Source organism: Acidovorax sp. DW039, assembly GCF_037101375.1.
In the GTDB taxonomy this organism is placed as follows: Bacteria; Pseudomonadota; Gammaproteobacteria; order Burkholderiales; family Burkholderiaceae_C; genus Acidovorax.
Genome location: NZ_AP029019.1, coordinates 4,363,794 through 4,383,050, shown reverse-complemented (window position 1 = coordinate 4,383,050; position 19,257 = coordinate 4,363,794). Strand labels below are relative to the sequence as shown.

General features: G+C 63.8%; 16 protein-coding genes. 14 read left to right on the top strand and 2 right to left on the bottom strand.

What is annotated here, in order from left to right; translation table 11 throughout:
- Positions 1–64 precede the first annotated feature (64 nt).
- The 4 genes from glgX to glgA are packed head-to-tail and all read left to right on the top strand — an operon-like array spanning position 65 to position 10,606.
- On the top strand, positions 65–2,251 hold the full coding sequence (glgX, locus tag AACH87_RS19665) for a glycogen debranching protein GlgX (RefSeq protein ID WP_338796251.1): 2,187 nt from the start codon (positions 65–67) through the stop codon (positions 2,249–2,251).
- The gene (gene treZ, locus AACH87_RS19660; protein ID WP_338796250.1) at positions 2,248–4,134 is read left to right on the top strand and encodes a malto-oligosyltrehalose trehalohydrolase; all 1,887 of its coding nucleotides are present in this window, start codon (positions 2,248–2,250) and stop codon (positions 4,132–4,134) included. Before glgX ends, treZ begins: the two co-directional genes overlap by 4 nt.
- Complete coding sequence (gene treY, locus AACH87_RS19655; RefSeq protein ID WP_338796249.1) at positions 4,131–9,146, top strand: malto-oligosyltrehalose synthase; 5,016 nt, start codon at positions 4,131–4,133, stop codon at positions 9,144–9,146. Before treZ ends, treY begins: the two co-directional genes overlap by 4 nt.
- Entirely contained in the window at positions 9,143–10,606 is a 1,464-nt protein-coding gene (gene glgA, locus AACH87_RS19650; protein ID WP_338796248.1) for a glycogen synthase GlgA, read from the top strand. The genes treY and glgA overlap by 4 nt, the downstream gene beginning before the upstream one ends.
- Positions 10,607–10,688: 82 nt before the next feature.
- On the opposite strand, the gene AACH87_RS19645 is transcribed toward glgA, so the two are convergent.
- On the bottom strand, positions 10,689–11,231 hold the full coding sequence (locus AACH87_RS19645) for a hypothetical protein (RefSeq protein WP_338796247.1): 543 nt from the start codon (positions 11,229–11,231) through the stop codon (positions 10,689–10,691).
- A gap of 35 nt (positions 11,232–11,266) precedes the next feature.
- Here AACH87_RS19645 and AACH87_RS19640 point away from each other — a divergent pair, with 35 nt between their 5' ends.
- Both AACH87_RS19640 and gph read left to right on the top strand, forming a co-directional pair.
- Positions 11,267–11,515: a hypothetical protein gene (locus AACH87_RS19640; RefSeq protein WP_338796246.1), complete on the top strand. Its 249-nt coding sequence runs from the start codon at positions 11,267–11,269 to the stop codon at positions 11,513–11,515.
- Positions 11,516–11,591: 76 nt separating this feature from the next.
- Positions 11,592–12,287, top strand: a complete 696-nt coding sequence (gph, locus tag AACH87_RS19635; RefSeq protein WP_338796245.1) for a phosphoglycolate phosphatase — start codon at positions 11,592–11,594, stop codon at positions 12,285–12,287.
- A gap of 51 nt (positions 12,288–12,338) precedes the next feature.
- Here gph and AACH87_RS19630 read toward each other — a convergent pair whose 3' ends face one another.
- Positions 12,339–12,926, bottom strand: a complete 588-nt coding sequence (locus tag AACH87_RS19630; protein WP_338796244.1) for a chalcone isomerase family protein — start codon at positions 12,924–12,926, stop codon at positions 12,339–12,341.
- A 401-nt stretch (positions 12,927–13,327) separates the two neighbouring features.
- Here AACH87_RS19630 and trpE point away from each other — a divergent pair, with 401 nt between their 5' ends.
- From trpE to AACH87_RS19590, 8 genes are all read left to right on the top strand, one after another.
- Entirely contained in the window at positions 13,328–14,827 is a 1,500-nt protein-coding gene (gene trpE / locus AACH87_RS19625) for an anthranilate synthase component I (protein ID WP_338796243.1), read from the top strand.
- Positions 14,824–15,171, top strand: coding sequence for a chorismate mutase (locus AACH87_RS19620; RefSeq protein WP_338796242.1), 348 nt, complete (start codon positions 14,824–14,826; stop codon positions 15,169–15,171). Before trpE ends, AACH87_RS19620 begins: the two co-directional genes overlap by 4 nt.
- Positions 15,168–15,752: an aminodeoxychorismate/anthranilate synthase component II gene (locus AACH87_RS19615; protein WP_338796241.1), complete on the top strand. Its 585-nt coding sequence runs from the start codon at positions 15,168–15,170 to the stop codon at positions 15,750–15,752. The genes AACH87_RS19620 and AACH87_RS19615 overlap by 4 nt, the downstream gene beginning before the upstream one ends.
- On the top strand, positions 15,749–16,417 hold the full coding sequence (locus AACH87_RS19610) for a LysE family translocator (RefSeq protein ID WP_338796240.1): 669 nt from the start codon (positions 15,749–15,751) through the stop codon (positions 16,415–16,417). Before AACH87_RS19615 ends, AACH87_RS19610 begins: the two co-directional genes overlap by 4 nt.
- A gap of 18 nt (positions 16,418–16,435) precedes the next feature.
- On the top strand, positions 16,436–17,467 hold the full coding sequence (trpD, locus tag AACH87_RS19605) for an anthranilate phosphoribosyltransferase (RefSeq protein ID WP_338796238.1): 1,032 nt from the start codon (positions 16,436–16,438) through the stop codon (positions 17,465–17,467).
- Between the two features lie 7 nt (positions 17,468–17,474).
- Entirely contained in the window at positions 17,475–17,618 is a 144-nt protein-coding gene (locus tag AACH87_RS19600) for a hypothetical protein (RefSeq protein ID WP_338796237.1), read from the top strand.
- Complete coding sequence (gene trpC / locus AACH87_RS19595) at positions 17,611–18,414, top strand: indole-3-glycerol phosphate synthase TrpC (RefSeq protein ID WP_338796235.1); 804 nt, start codon at positions 17,611–17,613, stop codon at positions 18,412–18,414. Before AACH87_RS19600 ends, trpC begins: the two co-directional genes overlap by 8 nt.
- A 62-nt stretch (positions 18,415–18,476) precedes the next feature.
- Positions 18,477–19,208 (top strand): uracil-DNA glycosylase, encoded by a 732-nt coding sequence (locus AACH87_RS19590; protein WP_338796234.1) that lies wholly within the window; start codon positions 18,477–18,479, stop codon positions 19,206–19,208.
- Positions 19,209–19,257: the final 49 nt, after the last annotated feature.

The window sequence follows — 19,257 nt, the reverse complement described above, 5'->3', positions numbered from 1 at the left end:
TGCTGTGCAGACATCACAGGCGCCTGGCTTACCCCCCAAGCGTTCGCGTACCGTTCGCCACCGTGTGAGTGAAGGGCGGTCTCTTCCGTTGGGTGCCGTTTATGAAAACCGGGGCATCAACTTTGCAGTGCATTCACGCATTGCCGAGCGTGTGGAGGTGTGCCTTTTCGACGCCGACGGCAGGGAAACGGCGCGCATCGCCTTGCCAGGCTTTACCGACGATATCTGGCACGGCTTTGTGCATGGCCTGCGACCCGGTCAGCGTTACGGGCTCAGGGTGCATGGCCCCTACGAGCCGACTGCGGGTTTGCGTTGCAACCCGGCGCTGTTGTTGCTCGACCCCTATGCACGTGCGCTGGCTGCGCCGGTGAAGGGGGCTCCAGACCAGTTTGCCTATGTGCTGGGAGCACCCGAAGAAGACCTGCAACTCACGGACCGCGACAACGGTCACTCGGCACCACAGTGCCGGGTGGTCCGGTCGCAGTTTGACTGGGGTGACGACAAGCCACCTCGTGTGTCAGCCGCAGAGACCGTGTTTTACGAGGTCCACGTCAAGGGCTTTACCCAGGCCATGGACGCGGTACCCGAGGCGCTGCGTGGCACTTACGCAGGGCTGGCCAGCGCGCCGGCAATCGGGCACCTGTTGCGCCTGGGCGTTACCAGTGTCGAGCTGCTGCCCGTGCAGGCCTTCATGGACGACCTGCGGCTGGTGGAGCAGGGCCTGAGCAACTACTGGGGGTACAACACGATCGCCTTCTTCGCGCCAGAGCCGCGCTATGCCACCCGCGCATCCCAGGCCCAGGATGGCGGTGTGGACGAGTTCAAGGCCATGGTCAAGGCACTGCACGAAGCGGGGCTGGAAGTCATTCTGGACGTGGTCTACAACCACACCGGAGAAGGCAATCACCTCGGTCCCACCCTCAGCCTCAAGGGGATAGACCATGCCGCCTATTACCGGCTGGCCGACGACGTGCGGTATTGCAGCGACGTGACCGGGACCGGCAACACGCTCGACACCAGCAGCCCGCCCGCGTTGCGCTTGGTGCTGGACAGTCTGCGTTACTGGGTGCAGGAAATGCATGTGGATGGGTTTCGCTTTGATCTGGCATCAGCCCTGGGGCGCGATGCGGCAGGAGACTTTTCGTGGCGCTCCCCCTTTTTTGCAGCCATTGCGCAGGACCCGGTGCTCTCGCGTGTGAAGCTGATTGCCGAGCCCTGGGATCTGGGCCACAACGGTTACCAACTGGGTGGGTTCCCGGCGGGCTGGATGGAATGGAATGGCCGCTACCGGGATACCGTGCGTGACTACTGGGCCAATGCAGACGGCAGTCTGTCTGGCTTTGCCGCCAGCCTGTGTGGTTCTGCAGACCTGCTGGAGCCTCGGCGGCGCAGGCCTACAGCCAGCGTCAACCTCGTCACGGTGCATGACGGGTTCACTCTGGCGGATCTGGTCAGCTACAACCATAAGCACAACGAGGCCAACGGCGAAGACAACCGCGATGGAGAAAACCACAACCGTGGCTGGAACTGCGGCGCAGAGGGCGACACGGATGACCCGGCCATCCTGGCATTGCGCGAGCGACAGGTGTGCAACCTGCTGGCGACGCTTTTCCTTTCTCACGGTACTCCGCTGCTTTTGGGCGGGGATGAACTGGGGCGCACCCAGCGGGGCAACAACAACGGTTACTGCCAGGACAACGAGATTTCCTGGTTTGACTGGGAGCGTGCTGCCCGGCACCAGCCGTTGCAGGACTTTGTGCGAGACCTGATTGCCCTGCGCTGCCATCTGCCCGTAGTGCGCCCCATAGCCTGGCAGCGGCATCCTGCGGGCACCACTGCGCAGGTCACTGTGCACTGGTACAGCGTGTGGGGCCTGGCCATGAATGTGGACGAGTGGAACGACCCTGCTGTACGGTGCGTGGCCGCATGGATGCAAAGTGCCAGCCCCACGGATGCTTCGGTGCTGCTGCTGTTCAACAGCTCTGCGGACGAAGTAACGTTCACGCTACCTACTGACGCAACGGAAAACTGGGTGTTGCGGCTGGATACCCGCGACTGGCAGGTGTGGCTTACCGGGGACAGCCCCTTCGAGGCCACGCCAACGGATGGGGCAGCGAATGCTGAGGGCGACGACGCTGAAGGCCCACCCGCTGTGGAAGGTGAAATCGAAGGCCGGACCTACACCTTGCTTGCGCATTCCATGGCCATGTTCACTTCACAGGGGCCTCGGGCACAAGAAGGTCAGCCATGAGCACCACCCCGGTAGCAGCCCTTACGGAGCATTCATCGCCCCTGCGGGGACACTGCATGCCTTTTGGCGCCCAGTTGCTCGCGCAAGGCGGCGTGGAATTCCGGCTGTGGGCTCCCGCAGCGCAAAAGGCAGGTTTACGCCTGGTCGATGCAAGGATGGATTCCGGCGAACAAACGCTTGCAGCGCAGCAGACGCCCGGGGGCTGGTGGCAGCTGCAGGTTGCGCAGGCCACGCCAGACACTCTCTACCAGTGGGTGGTGGACGTGAAGGGTCAGCACCAGCATGTTCCCGACCCCGCAGCCCGTCATGCCCCAGAAGGCCCGCACGGGCTGTGCGCAGTGGGAGACCCGGCCCGCTACAGCTGGCATCGCAAGGACTGGCAGGGGCGGTCCTGGTGCGAGCTGGTGTTCTATGAATTGCATGTAGGCACCTTCACTTCGGCAGGCACGTACACCGCAGCGGCGGCGGAGTTGCCGCGCCTGGCAGCACTGGGCTTCACCGCCATTGAACTGATGCCGCTGGCCACCTTCGGCGGCGCGTGGGGGTGGGGCTACGACGGAGTATTGCCTTTTGCTCCGCATCCTCGCTACGGAACGCCCGAGGAACTGAAATATCTGGTGGATGCCGCGCACGCACTGGGGCTGTGCGTATTTCTGGATGTGGTCTACAACCACTTTGGGCCAGATGGCAATTACCTGCCCCTGTATGCCCCCTCGTTTTTTTCAACCCGCCACGACAGTCCCTGGGGGCCAGCCATCAACTTCGACCGAGAAGGGTGCGAGGTGGTGCGCGAGTTCTTCATACACAACGCTCTGTACTGGCTGGAGGAGTTTCACATGGATGGGCTGCGTCTGGACGCGGTGCACGCGATTGCAGACGAAAGCCAGCCGGACATATTGCAGGAGCTGCACAGCCGCGTGAGCCAATGGGCGCAGGCGGCGGGTCGGCGCGTCCATCTGGTGCTGGAGAACGAAAAGAACCAGACTACCCGGCTACTGCCCGACGAAGCTGCTGCCTCTCCTTCGCAGGTGGGGCGTTATGACGCGCAGTGGAATGATGACTTTCACCACGCCCTGCACGTGGCCCTGACGGGGGAATCACAGACCTATTACGCGAGGTTTTCTGCAGACCCTGTCGGGCTGCTGGCCCGGGTCTTTACCCACGGATTTGCGTTTCCCGAGGGCCAGGCGGCAGACATTGCACAGCGGCCGGTACCGCTGACTTCGCTGGTGCATTTTGTGGGCAACCATGACCAGATTGGCAACCGCGCACAGGGCGAGCGGCTATCGGCCCTGGTGGATGAGCCTGTGGCAGAGCTGGCCCTGCTGCTGGCTCTTTTGACACCGGCGACACCGCTTGTCTTCATGGGCGATGAGTTTGGTGCCACCACCCCATTTCTGTACTTTGCAGGCTGGGAAGGTGAACTGCGCGAAGCGGTCCGGGCCGGGCGGCAGCGGGAGTTCGGGCTCGTGGCCGCAGACGGGCAATCCCTGCCTGACCCCTGCAGTGAATCCACGCTGCTGACCAGCCGCCTCGACTGGGTACAGGCGGAGCTACCCGAAGGCCGCCGCCGCAGCGAGTTGTTGCGTCAGGCCCTGGACGTGCGCAGGCAGTGCCTGCAGCCCTATGCCCATCGGCTGCAAACCCATGGTCACATGGCAGAGCGCGTGGGAGAGCGCGGCCTGCGGGTGGGGTGGCGCTACCAGCAGGGCAGATGCTGGTGGCTGGAGATGAACCTGGGGCCTGTGCCCATCGCATTGGTGCCTCCGCAACCCGAAGGAACCACCGTCTTCCAGCACGGCTGGGCTTCTTTGCCGGACGGCGCCCCGGCGGTCTGGCAACCCTGGTCAGCCCGTTGGACATGCACAGAAGGAACTCCATGAGTGTTGGTGACGACAAGGAAGCAGGTTTGCCTGTAGATGGGCCACAGCGTGCCCGTCGCGCAGGTATTGCGGACCACTACGCAGGCTTCTGGGGCGAAAGGGTCGAGGTCAGCCCGCAGGTCATGGATATGGCCCTTCAGGCCATGGGCCAGCATGCCGACGCCTCGCAGCATGCTGCCATGCATATCGTGACCCAAGGTGAGGAGTACAGCCAGCCTTTGCTGGCGGCAGGATCTTGGGCGCTGTACGACCTGGAGCAGGCTGATGCGCCCCCTGCACTATCAGGCCACGGCGATGCGGCCTTGCTGCCGTCCACTGTGCGCGCGGGCTATTACCGGCTGCGTGCTGCATCCATGAACAGGCTGGTGCTGGTGGCACCGGCCCAGTGCTGGCTTCCTGCCGAACTGCAGCAGGGCCAGCGCTGGTGGGGCATCACCACGCAGATGTATGCGCTGCGGTCTGAACACAGCTGGGGCATTGGCGACTTTAGCGACCTGAGGCAGTGCATCGTTTTGGCCGCCGCGCAAGGCGCCGCATTTGTGGGCGTGAGCCCGCTCCATGCGCTGCGCCCGTGGCAGCCTGAGGCGGCCAGCCCCTACAGCCCCAGCAGTCGTCTGGCGCTCAATGTGCTGCATATTGATGTGACGGCCGTGCCGGAATACCTTCAATGCCCTGACACGGCACAGCTGCGTGAGGAGCCAGGCTTTCGCGCCCAGCTGCAGGCGGTCCAGGCCAGTGCTGCGGTGGATTACGCGGCGGTTGCCCACCTCAAGAAGGCGGTGCTGGAGCGGCTCTGGAAGACCTTCCGGCGCACAGCATGGCAAGGGGAAGGCCTGCGTGGCACCGCGTTTGATGCCTTTTGTGCGATGCATGAGAAAACGCTTGCGGGGCACGCACGCTTTGAAGCCATTCAGGGCGTCCTGCACGCGGCGGACCCGTCTGTGTGGGGCTGGCCAGCGTGGCCCCCCGAACTGCAGGACCCGCACGGCGCTGCCACCAAGGCCTTTGTGCGTGAACATGCCGACAGCGTGGCATTTCAGTTCTGGCTTCAGTGGATCGCGCATGAGCAGCTCGCTCAGGCTGCAGCAAAAGCCCGTGAGCTCATGCCTATCGGTCTCTACTGCGACCTGGCGGTAGGGGCTGCAGATGGTGGTGCCGACACATGGGTGGAGCCTTCGCTCTATGCCCGGGGCATGAACATCGGTGCGCCCCCGGATCCGCTCAGCCCGCAGGGGCAGGACTGGGGATTGCCTCCGCTCAACCCCGTCGCCCTGGCTGCGGCAGACTTTCTTCCGTTCCAGCAGCTGCTGTCCGCCGTGATGGCCCCGGCGGGCGCCTTGCGCATGGACCATGTGATGGCGCTCATGCGCCTGTTCTGGACGGGACCACAGGGGGGCACCTATGTGGACTACCCCCTGCAGGCCCTGCTGGCCGTCATGACCATAGAGAGCCACCGACACCAGTGCATGGTCATTGGTGAAGACCTGGGTAATGTGGCCCCTGCCATGCGCGAGGCCATGGGCGCGCGGTCCATGCTCTCTTACCGTCCCCTCATTTTTGAGCGCCAGGACGGCGGCGCCTTTCGTCCTCCAGAGCAATGGCCGCCTCTCGCACTGGCCGTGGTCAGCACGCATGACTTGCCCACCCTGACCGGCTACTGGGCTGGGGCGGACTTGGCCGTGCACGTCGCGCTGGGCTGGCTGAAGGGTGATGCCCATCTGCAGGCCCAGCTGGCGCGGGCGCACGACAGAACCCACCTGCTGGCCGCGCTGGACGCCCAAGGGCTTTTGCCGCAGGGCATGGCCCTGGATGCGCACTCCGTGCCCGAGATGACCCCTGCGCTGGCCGCCGCAGTGCACCGCTTGCTGGCCCGCACCCCCTGCATGCTGATGGGCGTGCAACTGGAAGACCTGCTGGGTCAGCGCGAGCAGGCCAACGTGCCCGGAACCACCGAAGCCATTCACCCCAACTGGCGACATCGCATGGGCTGTACGCTGGAGGTATTGGCTGCCAACCCCTTCTTTGCGGAGATCACTTCCGCCATACGCCAGGAGCGGGAGCTGGCTCCACGCCAAGGGCCCGCAGGCGGGCTGCCAGACCTTGCGACGGCCAATGTCCCGTGGGCTACCTACCGTGTGCAGTTCAACAGGCAGTTCACTTTTGATCAGGCGCGGGCTGCCGTGCCGTACCTGCATGCTTTGGGCATCAGCCATCTGTACGCATCGCCCTATCTGAAAGCCGTGCCCGGCAGCAACCATGGCTACGACGGTATTGACCCCACGAGTCTGAACCCCGAAATCGGCACAGCCGAGCAGCACGCAGCCTTGTGCGAGGCCCTGCAGCGCCATGGCATGGGCCAATTGCTGGATACCGTGCCCAACCACCTGGGCATTGACGATGCAGGAAACCGCTGGTGGTTTGACGTGCTGGAGCACGGCATGTCGTCCCCGCACGCGCAGACCTTCGATATCGAATGGCATCCCGCCAGCGCGCAGACAGGGACGCGGGTGTTGCTGCCGGTGCTGGGCGACCACTACGGCCGGGTGCTGGAATCTGGCGAACTGCAGGTGCGCTTTGCCCATGAAACCGGACGCTTTGAGGTCAATTACTGGCAGAGGGCGTTCCCGCTGGATCCGCGCAGTTATGCGCAGATGCTCAGTGCAGTGCCTTTGCCCGCGGTGGCGGCAGGTGGGGTGGAGCCTGCCGACCTCGCGGGGCTGCAGTCGCTCACCAACGCTTTTGCAAGCCTGCCCCGGCACGATGACCCTGACACGGAGGCTCGTGCCACGCGCCTCAGGGACGCCGCAGTGCACCAGCAGCGGCTGGGTGAATATGCCGCGCGGCTGGCCTGGGTGCAGGACTGGATCGCCTCTGTGCTGCGGGTGGTCAACGGCAATCCACAGGACGCGGCGAGCTTCGCGTTGCTGGACGGACTGCTGCAGTCCCAGGCGTACCGCTTGGCTGACTGGCGTGTGGCGGGGGATGACATCAACTACCGCCGTTTTTTTGATGTGAATGGCCTGGCCGCCATCCGCACCGACAGGCCTGAGGTGTTTGACGCGGTGCATGCCCTCCCGTTCCGCTGGCTGGCGGAAGGCAAGATCTCGGGTCTGCGCATCGACCACCCTGACGGGCTTGCCGACCCTGCGCAGTACTTTGAGCGGCTTCAGCAGCGCTATGCCACATTGCAGCAGGCACAGGGGATAGAACCCCGCGCCTTGTACTTGGTGGTGGAGAAGATCATGGCCGAGCATGAGCCGCTGCCTGCGGGCTGGCAGGTGCATGGCGGCACGGGCTACCGGTTTGCGCGCCTGGTGAATGCGGTGCTGATCGATTCGGAGGCCCAGGATGCATTCGATGCGGTGTACTCCGGCTTCACGGGCGATGCGTTGCCTTTTGAAGAAGCCGCCCGGGAATGCAAGCGGCTCATCATTGAAACCTCGCTGTATAGCGACCTGGCGTGGCTGGTGAATACGCTTGGCCAGATCAGTCAGGCAGATCGGCGGGTGTGCGACTTCACCCGCAACCAGTTGCGCATTGCGCTGGTGGAAATTGCCACGCAGTTCCCCGTGTACCGCACCTATGTGGTTGCCGGCAGTGCTCCCGGCGCGCTGGATGTGCAGCACATTGACTGGGCCATTGCTGCCGCGCGCAGGCGGCTGGGCAGTGCAGAGGGCGGTGTGCTGGCCTTTGTGCGCGGGGTGCTGCTGGGCGAGCCGGGGCCTGCGCCAGAACTGCGGGCGCGCTTTGTCTGCCGGTGGCAGCAGTTCACCGCACCGGTCATGGCCAAGGCCGTGGAAGACACGCTGTTCTACCGCTATGTGCGCCTGGTCTCGCTGAACGATGTGGGCGCGGAGCCGCGGCGTTTTGGCATGACGGTTGCCGCGTTTCACCATGCCAATGCCCAGCGGGCGCGCCATGCGCCCCATGGCCTGCTGGCCACTTCCACGCACGACAGCAAGCGCTCGGAAGACGTGCGAGCGCGGCTCAATGTGCTGTCTGAAATGGTGGACGATTGGGCAGCCACGGTGCAGGTGCTCGAATACACCGCCAGACCCTTTCAGCTGGTGGTGGACGACATGCCTGCGCCCAGCGCGCACGACCAGTGGGCCTTTTTCCAGGCGCTGGTGGGCATCTGGCCTGCGCAGGGTTGCGAGGGCGAGGCCTTGCAGTCCATTCGCGAGCGGGTGCTGCGCTACATGGTCAAGGCCATGCGCGAGGCCAAGCTGCAGACGCACTGGCTGTTTCCCAACGAAACCTACGAAAGCGCTGTTTTGCGTTATGTCGGGCAGTCGCTGGACAGCGACCGGTTTCGCCAGGTGCTGCACTACTGGGTGCAGCGGATTGCGCCTTATGGCTTTCGCAACAGCCTCTGTCAGGTCGCCATCAAGCTCACGGCACCTGGCGTGCCTGACATCTATCAAGGGTACGAGCAGTGGAATTTCACGCTGGTGGACCCGGACAACCGCAATCCGGTGGACTTTGAAGCACTGCATGCCGCGTTGAAACCCTTGCAGTCCTTGTACGCAGAAGGGCGATATCCCGGCGAGGAAGATTGGAAACGCGTGCTGGGCTCCACTGGGGCCATGCCCGATGCCGCCAAGCAGCTGGTGACCTGGCGGCTGTTGCAGCTCAGGGCCCAGTGTGCAGAGTGGCTGCGCGATGCCATGTACCTGCCCCTGGCGGTGGAGGGCAGCGCGGCCCGCCATGTGCTGGCCTATGCCCGTATCCAGGGAGGGCAAGCGGTGGTGCTGGTGTGTGCCAGGCTGCTGGCGGAGTGGGACGAGCGTTGCAAGGGTGAATGGGGTGATACCCAGGTGTCGTTGGCCGAAGCGCACCCGGCCTTGGCCAAGGCCGAGGGCTGGAGTGACTGGATGACAGGTGCCAGGTTGCCCAGCGCACCCCGCCTGTTGCTGGACGAAGTGCTGGGCCCGGTGGGGCTGATGGGGCCAATGGGGCAGTGCGGTGGTCGCCTGCCCTTTGCGTTGCTGGTGATGCAGTCCTCGTTATGAAAATTCTGTTTGTGACGCCCGAGTGCGCGCCCTTGGTCAAGACGGGTGGTTTGGGGGACGTGAGTGCGGCCCTGCCCGCTGCCCTTGCCTCGCTGGGGTGCGATGTGATGACCCTGATGCCTGCCTACGCAGGGATGCAGGTGCATGGGGTGCTGGAGCGCACTGTGGATGTGCCACCGCAGGGGCCTTGGCCCGCGGCGCAGTTGCTGCAGGTAAGGCGCTCTGGCGGGGTTCTGTTGCTGCTGTCCTGCCCTGCGCTGTACAGCCGGGCGACGACCCCTTACGCCCATCCTGCCGGAGCCAGCCCGCATGTCCAGGCGCAGCAGTTTGGGTTGCTGGCGCATGCGGCAGCGCTGCTAGGTTCTGCGGCATCACCGCTGGGCTGGCAGGCAGATATCGTGCACGCCAATGACTGGCCCGGCGGCCTGGCGCCGCTGTACCTCCATCAACGCCGCGAGGCTGATGCATCGTGCGCGCGAAGTGTCATCACCATTCACAACCTGGCTTTCCAGGGCGTGTTTCCCATGGATGTGGCCGATGCGGTGGATGTGTTGCCACCCCACCGGTCCATGCATGGGGCGGAGTTCTGGGGACGCATTTCCATGCTGAAGGCGGGCCTGCAGTATGCCGATGCCATCACCACCGTCAGCCCGACCTACGCCCGCGAAATCCTGGAGCCTGCGCATGGCTGCGGGCTGGAGGGGGTGCTGCATGAGCGTCGCGGCCAGTTGCTCGGCATCCTCAATGGCATCGATACGCAGGTATGGAACCCGTCCACAGACCCGTTCATTGTGGCGCATTACAGCGCAGACCATCTGACCCCCAAGGCCCTGAACAAGGCTGCGCTGCGCGAGCGCTGTGGCCTGCAGTCGGCCCCCGGGCCCCTGCTGGGGCTGGTGGGGCGATTGACCGAGCAAAAGGGCGTGGACCTGGTGCTGGCAGGCGCAGAGGGCTGTCTGAGCCGTGGTGCGCAACTGGTGGTGCTGGGGCAGGGGGATGCAGCGCTGGAGCAGGCATTGGCAGCGTTGGCGGCGGCGCATCCAGGCCAGGTGCATTGCACTGCGGGCTTTGATGAGGGCCTTGCGCACCAGATCGAGGCGGGGGCGGACTGCTTTCTCATGCCGTCCCGGTTTGAACCCTGCGGCCTGAACCAGATGTACAGCCAGACGTATGGAACCCCTCCTGTCGTCACCCGCACAGGGGGCTTGGCGGACACGGTGCAGGACGTGAATGCGCGGCTCACGGTCGGCACGGGTTTTGTCATGCCGCAGGCTACGCAGCAGGACTTTGATGCTGCGATGGACCGGGTGCTGACGGCCTGGCGCAAGCCGCTGCAGTGGGCCGCATTGCAAAAGCGCTGCATGGTGCAGGACTTTGGCTGGATGCACGCAGCGCAGCCCTATGTGCGGCTCTACGCGGATGTGCTGGCCGGGCAGTGCCGTGCGCCCGTGCGTGGGTAAGCAAATGTCTCATCGCTGCTGTCCTACCCGGTGTCCTGGACGCAGACCCTAGCTTCAAAGGGTGGCCATGTGGCCATGCCATTCAGGAGGAAACCATGCACATGAAGACACCCCCTTTCCTGCGTTCCAGAATCTGGACCGTACCTTTGCTGGCCGGGTCTTTGCTGGCGCTTGCGGCGTGTGACCGCATGGGCAACAAGCCCCCGCCGGTCGGTTCGTCACCCACGCCTTCCGTTGAAAGCGGATCGCCCAATTCCACAGGGGCTGGCAGCTCTAGCAGCGGAACGTCGTCCGGCAGCAGCACGATGGGCGGTGGCACAACGGGCAGTGGCACCGGCTCCGGAGGCACCGGGACAGGCTCGGGAATGAGCGGATCGGGAACCGGCAGCGGAAGCAGCGGTGCAGGCATGGGCTCCGGCGCTGGCGGCACGGGGAGCGGCGGCACAGGCAGCGGAACGGGTAGTGGCACAAGTAGTGGTACAGGCAGCAGTGGCTCGGGCAGCTCCACGTCGGGCAGCTCGTCTACAGGCACTGCTCCGAGCAGTGGCTCTCCCGCTGCGGGCAGTGGCAGTACTTCTGGGTCCACCAACACCACGCCCAACAGCAGCACCGGCAATGCCACCAAGTGATCACAGTGCCAGGGGCACAACCGGGCCTGAAGTGGCCGAACGCTTCGAGGCCCGAAGTGCTGCAGGGCGCGTGGTGGTGATTGAGCAATTGGCCACCCAGGCCCTGGAAGATGGCATGGGGGGCCTGCATTGGGATGGGGGCGGTGCGCGCTACCGCCTCGCATCTGGAGAGCCGGTGGAGCGACTGGGCGAATCAGTGTTCCAGCTGGCGATCACCGGCGAAACCTTTCGACGCGAGGAAGGGCACGACGGCGGGCACGGTGGGCAGCTGCCGGGGTAGCGCGGCTTACCGCCAGCATTTGCTTTTATAGTCGGCAGGCCCGCGCTTTGCGGGCGTTTTTGAATGCTGCTTTGCCGTGAACCTTCTTCCCCTGCAACCTGATGCTTTCGATGCGGTGATCGTGGACCTGGACGGAACCATGGTGGACACCATGGGTGATTTCAACGAGGCGCTGAACCGCATGCTGCAGGAGCTTGAGCTGCCTGGCATTGCCGCCGCGCAGATCGAAAACATGGTGGGCAAGGGTTCGGAGCACCTCTTGCGGTCCGTGCTCAGTTTTGTGCTGCAGCCCATGGATAAAGCGCAGGCAGCTATCAAAATAGAAGCGCTATTTCCTTCCGCATGGGAGAGCTACCAGCGCCACTATCTGGCCATCAATGGGGGTTACTCTGCCGTGTACCCCGGCGTGGTGGAAGGCTTGCAGAAATTGCAACGTGCGGGATGGCCCATGGCCTGCCTCACCAACAAACCCTTGTCGTTTGCCTTGCCGCTGCTCAAGGCCAAGGGGCTGGACGGGTACTTTGCCAAGGTGTTTGGTGGGGACAGCTTTGAGCGCAAGAAGCCCGATCCGCTTCCGTTGCTCAAGACCTGTGAGGCCCTGGGCACGGCCCCCGCGCGGACCTTGATGCTGGGTGATTCCAGCAATGACGCGCAGGCTGCACGCGCTGCAGGTTGCCCGGTGGTACTGGTCACCTACGGCTACAACCATGGGCAGCCGGTGCAGAGCGTGGACGCCAACGGTTATGTGGATTCTCTGGCTGAGCTTGTCTGACCCAGTCCGAGAGACTGACATTGCCAGGCACCGCGCCCGGTATAGACGCAGTCAGGCAGGCTTGCCCAGCAGGGCTTCCTTGAGCTTCCAATCCGCAGGCTGATTGCCCAGCCAGATGCCCATCAAGGCGTTGAAGAATTCCGGCTCCTTGAAGGGCTCGCCCTGCGGCTTGCCCTTGACGGTGATGACCGTGCCTGTGCCAGGAATCCAGTCGATGGTGAACTGATCGCCCGCCTGCAGTTTTTTGTGGTCAGAGAAGATCTGGCTCATGCGCAGCACCCCCGGGGCCACGCGGGAGAAGGCGGCGCGGTCCATGTTGTCTTCCATGCCGCGCGAGAACAGCTTGCCAAGTTCGGTGGAATCGATTTCGCGCAGCATGGTGATGCTCATGCGCTTGGGGCCCCGCAGCGCCGTCACTTCCTGGGGCGTAGCAGCCTTCTTCTCCAGGTACAGCCCAGCGGTGTAGACCTTGAACACAGCCTTGTAGCGCACGCCTGCGCCATTGAGTTGCAAGGGGGTGTCGCCCAGTGTGCTGGTGGGCTCGTACTTCACATCGGCCACCGTCACGGTCTGGCTCCATACGCTGCCTGCCAAGACGCAGGCGCACACACCCAGAGCCCATCGCTCCCACAGTTTCATGTACAGCTCCCTGAAAAAAAGAACGGTCGTTCGTTTCAAATTGTTGCCGTTTGCGCATGGCTCTGGCAACAGGGTTTTCGATGGGTTGATGCGTGTACGAAGCGGCATCCAAAAACTGCGATGGGCTTTTTGCGTCCGGGGCGTCGGCGCCTTTGCTACACTTTGGCCCATGTTCATTCACCACGTGTTCATCACAGGTTGCAGCGACCGGGGAGCCTGGCCCTGGCGCAAGCCTGCATTTCTGAACGCCTGATGGCACCGGGGCTTGCAGCCCTTGCGTGCACCCCTCTCGTGGCTTCCCTCTTCCCTTGCGGAAGCCTTTTGAATGAACCGCAGCGCACACCCCCTGGCAGAAGATTGCACAGGCCTGCAGCGCTGCCCTACGTTGGGAGCCCTCCCCCGTGATCACTGAACTTGAATTCAAGAGCCTGGCCAGCGAAGGCTACAACCGCATCCCGCTCATGGTTGAGGCCTTTGCGGACCTGGAAACCCCGCTCTCGCTCTATTTGAAGCTGGCGCACACCAAGGACGGCGGCAAGCACAGCTTCCTGCTCGAATCGGTGGTGGGTGGCGAGCGCTTCGGGCGCTACAGCTTTATCGGCCTGCCCGCGCGCACCCTGCTGCGCGCCAGTGGCTTTGGGGCCGATGCGCGCACCGAGGTCGTGACCGACGGCCAGGTGGTGGAGACCGCTGCGGGCAATCCGCTGGACTTCATCGCGGAGTACCAGAAGCGCTTCAAGGTGGCTCTGCGGCCCGGCCTGCCGCGCTTTTGCGGTGGTCTGGCGGGCTACTTTGGCTATGACGCGGTGCGCTACATCGAGAAAAAGCTCGAATCCACCTGCCCCCCCGACACCCTGGGCTGCCCTGACATCCTGCTGCTGCAGTGCGAAGAGCTGGCCGTTATCGACAACCTCTCGGGCAAGCTCTACCTCATCGTCTACGCCGACCCCGCCCAGCCCGAGGCCTACACCCGTGCCAAGAAGCGCCTGCGTGACCTGAAGGAGCAACTCAAGTACTCGGTGAGCGCGCCGGTCGTGAAGGCCACCGAGAGCCATCCAGCCCAGCGCGACTTTGCCAAGGCCGATTACTTGGCCGCCGTAGAGCGCGCCAAGGAGCTGATCGCTGCGGGCGACTTCATGCAAGTGCAGGTGGGCCAGCGCATTCACAAGCGTTACACCGAAAGTCCTCTGTCTCTGTACCGTGCACTGCGTTCGCTGAACCCGTCACCGTACATGTACTTCTACGACTTTGGCGACTTCCATGTGGTGGGCGCCAGCCCCGAAATCCTGGTGCGTCAGGAGAAGACGGAAGAGGGCACCAAGGTCACGATCCGCCCCCTGGCGGGAACCCGCCCACGCGGCGCGACGCCTGAGAAAGACAAGGCCGCCGAGGTGGAACTCATCAACGACCCCAAGGAACGTGCCGAGCACGTGATGCTGATCGACCTGGCGCGCAACGACATCGGTCGCATCGCCAAGACGGGCAGCGTGAAGGTGACGGAAGCCTTTGTGGTGGAGCGCTACAGCCATGTGATGCACATCGTGAGCAACGTGGAAGGCATCCTGCACGACGGCATGACCAGCATGGACGTGCTCAAGGCCACCTTCCCTGCGGGCACGCTGACCGGCGCGCCCAAGGTGCACGCCATGGAGTTGATTGACCAGCTGGAACCCACCAAGCGCGGCCTGTACGGCGGCGCCTGCGGGTACCTGAGCTACGCGGGCGACATGGATGTGGCCATTGCCATCCGCACGGGCATCATCAAGAACGGCACGCTGTATGTGCAGGCGGCTGCTGGTGTGGTGGCTGACTCGGTGCCCGAGCTGGAGTGGAAGGAAACCGAGCACAAGGCTCGCGCGCTGTTGCGCGCCGCCGAGCTGGTGGAGGAGGGCCTCGAATGACGACCCGCACCCCCCAGGCCATCGACAAAGTCAAACCCTGCACCACCATGCAGGACGTGCGCCGCGAAGTGAATGCGCTGGACGACGTACTCGTGCCCCTGCTGGTGGAACGCGTGGGCTACATGACCCAGGCCGCGCGCATCAAGCAAGGTGTGGAGCAGGTGCGCGACGAAGCCCGCATCGAAGCCATCGTGGCCCGCGTACGCGAACGCGCCTTGGCCGAGGGCGGCGATGCCGATGTCATGGAAACCATCTACCGCAGCCTCATGGAGGCCTGCATTGCCTATGAACACCGCGAGTTCGCCCGTCTGCGCGAACCCGCCACAGCCGGGAGCGCCGCATGAAACTCTTGATGGTCGACAACTACGACAGCTTCACCTACAACATCGTCCAGTACTTTGGTGAGCTGGGTGCTGAGGTGGAGGTGTTCCGCAACGACGAGATCACCGTGGCCGAGATCGAGGCGCGGCTGAACGCGGGCCAGCTGGATCGGCTGGTCATCTCGCCCGGCCCTTGCTCGCCGGCCGAGGCGGGCATCTCGGTGGCTGCGATCCGGCACTTTGCGGGCAAGCTGCCCATTCTGGGTGTGTGCCTGGGGCACCAGAGCATCGGCGCAGCCTTTGGCGGCAACATCATCCGCGCACAGGAGCTGATGCATGGCAAGACCAGCGTCATCACCACCACGCAAAAGGGTGTGTTTGCCGGGCTGCCCGAGAAGTTCACCGTCAACCGCTACCACTCGCTCGCCATCGAGCGCGCCACCTGCCCCGACGTGCTGGAGGTAACAGCCTGGACGGAAGATGGCGAAATCATGGGCGTGCGCCACAAGACACTGCCGATTGAAGGCGTGCAGTTCCATCCTGAAAGCATCCTCACCGAACACGGCCACGCCATGCTCAAGAACTTTCTGGAGCAACGCACATGATCATCGACAGCCACCAACTGGTGATGTTCATCGCCGCAGGCTGGCTGCTGAACCTGACCCCTGGCCCCGATGTGCTCTACATCGTGACCAACGCGCTGCGCTCAGGCACCCGCGCAGGCATCGTGGCGGGGTTGGGCATTACGGCCGGTTGCTTCGTGCACATCTTTGCGGCCGCCGTGGGCGTGGGCGCATTGCTGGCGGCATCCGCCACCGCGTTTACCGTGCTCAAGTGGATCGGTGCTGCGTATCTGATGTGGATGGGGGGGCGCATGCTGCTGGCCAAACCTTCCGCTGACGGTGGCAACAGCTCCGCTCTGGCGGCGGCGCAAGCGGCCCCTGCCCAGCACATGCCGCTCTCCAAGGTGTTCCTCGGTGGCTTCTGGACCAATGTGCTCAACCCCAAGGTGGCCATCTTCTTCCTGGCCTTTGTGCCGCAGTTCATCGCTCCAGGCACCGACAACAAGGCGCTGGCCTTTGTGCTGCTGGGTGTGCTGTTCAACGTGAATGCCATCCCGGTCAACGTAGGCTGGGCGCTGGCTGCATCGTGGATGGCGCGCCGCGCCACGGCTATCCAGCGCAGCATGCACTGGCTGGACCGCGTGGCAGGTGCCATGTTCATTGGCTTCGGGCTCAAGCTGGCCCTCACAGACCAACCCTCAGCTTAAAACGCCGGGAGATATTTCATGCCTATTACCCCCCAGGAAGCGCTGCAGCGCACCATTGAGCATCGCGAAATCTTCCACGACGAGATGCTGCACCTGATGCGGCTCATCATGAGTGGCGAGCTCTCGCCGGTCATGACAGCGGCCATCGTCACCGGCCTGCGCGTGAAGAAGGAAACCATTGGCGAGATCACTGCCGCTGCCCAGGTGATGCGGGAGTTCAGCACCAAGGTTCACGTCAAGGACACCACGCACATGGTGGACATTGTGGGCACGGGTGGTGACGGAGCCAACACCTTCAACATCTCCACCTGCTCCATGTTTGTGGCAGCAGCGGCTGGGGCCAAGGTCAGCAAGCACGGTGGGCGCAGCGTCTCCAGCAAAAGCGGCAGTGCCGATGTGATGGAAGCGCTGGGCATCCACATCAACCTCAAGCCCGAGCAGATCGCGCAGTGCATTGCTGAAGTCGGCATTGGCTTCATGTTTGCGCCCAACCACCACCCGGCCATGAAGAACGTGGCCCCGGTGCGCAAGGAACTGGGCGTGCGCACCATCTTCAACATCCTGGGTCCGCTCACCAACCCGGCAGGGGCCCCGAACATCCTCATGGGGGTGTTCCACCCGGATCTGGTCGGTATCCAGGTGCGTGCCCTGCAGCGCCTGGGGGCCGAACATGCCGTGGTGGTCTATGGTCGCGATGGCATGGATGAGGTGAGTCTGGGCGCATCCACCCTGGTGGGTGAGCTGAAAAACGGCCAGATCACCGAATACGAAATCCACCCCGAAGACTTTGGCCTGCCCATGGTGAGCAACCGCGCGCTCAAGGTGGAGACCCCAGAACAGTCACGCCAGATGCTGCTGGATGTGCTGGCAGGTACCCCGGGGCCTGCGCACGATATCGTGTGCCTGAACGCAGGTGCAGCCTTGTACGCAGGCAATGTGGTTGCGTCGATCCAGGAAGGGATTGCCCAGGCCCGGGCAGCCATCGCCAGCGGTGCCGCCAAGGCCAAGCTGGAGGCGCTGGTCACCCGCACGCACGCGCCGGCGGGCTGAGGCAGCCATGTGGCGCGACCCCGGTACCTGGATTGCCTTGGGCGTCTCGGCGCTGTTCATCGTGGCGGGCGTGGTCATGCTCCGCGTCTTCACCAAAATACTCAAACAGGGATCGGAAGACCCCGACAAGAAGGCTGCAAACCATGAGTGACATCCTGAACAAAATCGTCGCCGTCAAACACGAAGAAGTGGCGGCTGCCAAAAAGCGCCTGCCATTTGACGTGATTCGTGCCGATGCTGAGAGCCGCGTGCTCACGCGGGACTTTGAAGGCGCGCTGCGCGCCAAGATCGCCAAGGGGCAGGCGGCGGTGATTGCCGAGATCAAGAAGGCCAGCCCCAGCAAGGGCGTGTTGCGCGCCGACTTCATTCCTGCAGACATTGCCCAGAGCTATGCCGATGGGGATGGCAAGGTGAGTGCGGCCTGCCTGTCGGTGCTGACGGACAAGCAGTTCTTCCAGGGCGGTGTGGACTACCTCAAGCAGGCGCGCGCCAGCTGCCAGCTGCCCGTACTGCGCAAGGACTTTCTGGTGGACCCGTACCAGGTCTACGAAGCCCGGGCCATGGGGGCGGACGCCATCTTGCTGATTGCGGCCTGCCTGGATGATGTGCAGATGGCTGACTTTGAAGCCATTGCCCGCAGCCTGGACATGGCGGTACTGGTGGAGGTGCACGACCGCCCCGAGCTGGAGCGCGCACTGAAGCTCAAGACGCCGCTGGTCGGCATCAACAACCGCAACCTGCGCACGTTTGAAGTCACGCTGGACACGACCCTGGGCATGCTCAAAGACGTGCCGCAAGACCGCCTGCTGGTGACCGAGTCAGGCATCCTGACCCCTGCCGATGTGAAGACCATGCGCGACGCTGGCGTACATGCTTTCCTGGTGGGTGAGGCTTTCATGCGGGCTGATGACCCGGGGCTGGCGCTGGCCAAACTCTTTCGGTCCTGATTTTGCTATTTAATTGATAGCTGCTTGCGCTTGATTGAAAAGCGCTGGAGGCAGATTTGACTATGAGTTTCAACGCCCAGGGCGCAGATCCCACCCAGCTGCAGGATGCCAATCCCGCCCATTGGCCTGTCGCTGCTGGCTGGCAACCGCTGGTGGATGAATTCTTCGCCGGATCTATCGGTCAGAAGCTGCTGGCCTTTCTGCAAGCCCGCATCGATGCGGGTGCCAGCATCTTCCCTCCGCGTCCGCTGCGGGCGCTGGAGCTGACACCGCCCGAAGCCGTGCGTGTGGTGATCCTCGGGCAGGACCCGTACCACGGGCGTGGGCAGGCCGAAGGACTGGCGTTTTCAGTCGCGCCGGGCGTGCGCCTGCCGCCCTCGCTGCAAAACATCTTCAAGGAAATGCAGCGCGATCTGGGCGTGCCTTTTCCGCCCTTTCCGAACCCCGGCGGCAGCCTGGTGAAATGGGCTACGAGCGGGGTGCTGCTGCTCAACACCTGCCTCACGGTAGAAGAGGGCCAGGCCGCAAGCCATGCAGGCAAGGGATGGGAGCAACTGACCGACGCGGTCATCCGCCACGTCGCCGAGGGCGACCGCCCCGTGGTCTTCATGCTGTGGGGCAGCCATGCCCAGTCCAAGCGCGCCTTCATTCCGCAGGATCGGGGGCATCTGGTGCTGACCTCCAATCACCCCTCCCCCTTGTCCGCCCTGCGGCCACCGGTGCCTTTCATTGGCAATGGTCATTTCGGCAAGGCGCGGGAATTCAGGGATGCACAGATAGCTCGCGGTAACTAGCCCCCGCAGCCTCAGCAGAGACCAGACATCTCGTCGCCGTATTTTGGCC

Coding starts and splice junctions, on each gene's coding strand:
- treZ (WP_338796250.1), top strand. CDS start 2,248: ATGAGCACCACCCCGGTAGCAGCCCTTACGGAGCATTCATCGCCCCTG.
- treY (WP_338796249.1), top strand. CDS start 4,131: ATGAGTGTTGGTGACGACAAGGAAGCAGGTTTGCCTGTAGATGGGCCA.
- glgA (WP_338796248.1), top strand. CDS start 9,143: ATGAAAATTCTGTTTGTGACGCCCGAGTGCGCGCCCTTGGTCAAGACG.
- AACH87_RS19630 (WP_338796244.1), bottom strand. CDS start 12,926: ATGAAACTGTGGGAGCGATGGGCTCTGGGTGTGTGCGCCTGCGTCTTG.
- AACH87_RS19620 (WP_338796242.1), top strand. CDS start 14,824: ATGACGACCCGCACCCCCCAGGCCATCGACAAAGTCAAACCCTGCACC.
- AACH87_RS19615 (WP_338796241.1), top strand. CDS start 15,168: ATGAAACTCTTGATGGTCGACAACTACGACAGCTTCACCTACAACATC.
- AACH87_RS19610 (WP_338796240.1), top strand. CDS start 15,749: ATGATCATCGACAGCCACCAACTGGTGATGTTCATCGCCGCAGGCTGG.
- trpD (WP_338796238.1), top strand. CDS start 16,436: ATGCCTATTACCCCCCAGGAAGCGCTGCAGCGCACCATTGAGCATCGC.
- AACH87_RS19600 (WP_338796237.1), top strand. CDS start 17,475: ATGTGGCGCGACCCCGGTACCTGGATTGCCTTGGGCGTCTCGGCGCTG.
- trpC (WP_338796235.1), top strand. CDS start 17,611: ATGAGTGACATCCTGAACAAAATCGTCGCCGTCAAACACGAAGAAGTG.
- AACH87_RS19590 (WP_338796234.1), top strand. CDS start 18,477: ATGAGTTTCAACGCCCAGGGCGCAGATCCCACCCAGCTGCAGGATGCC.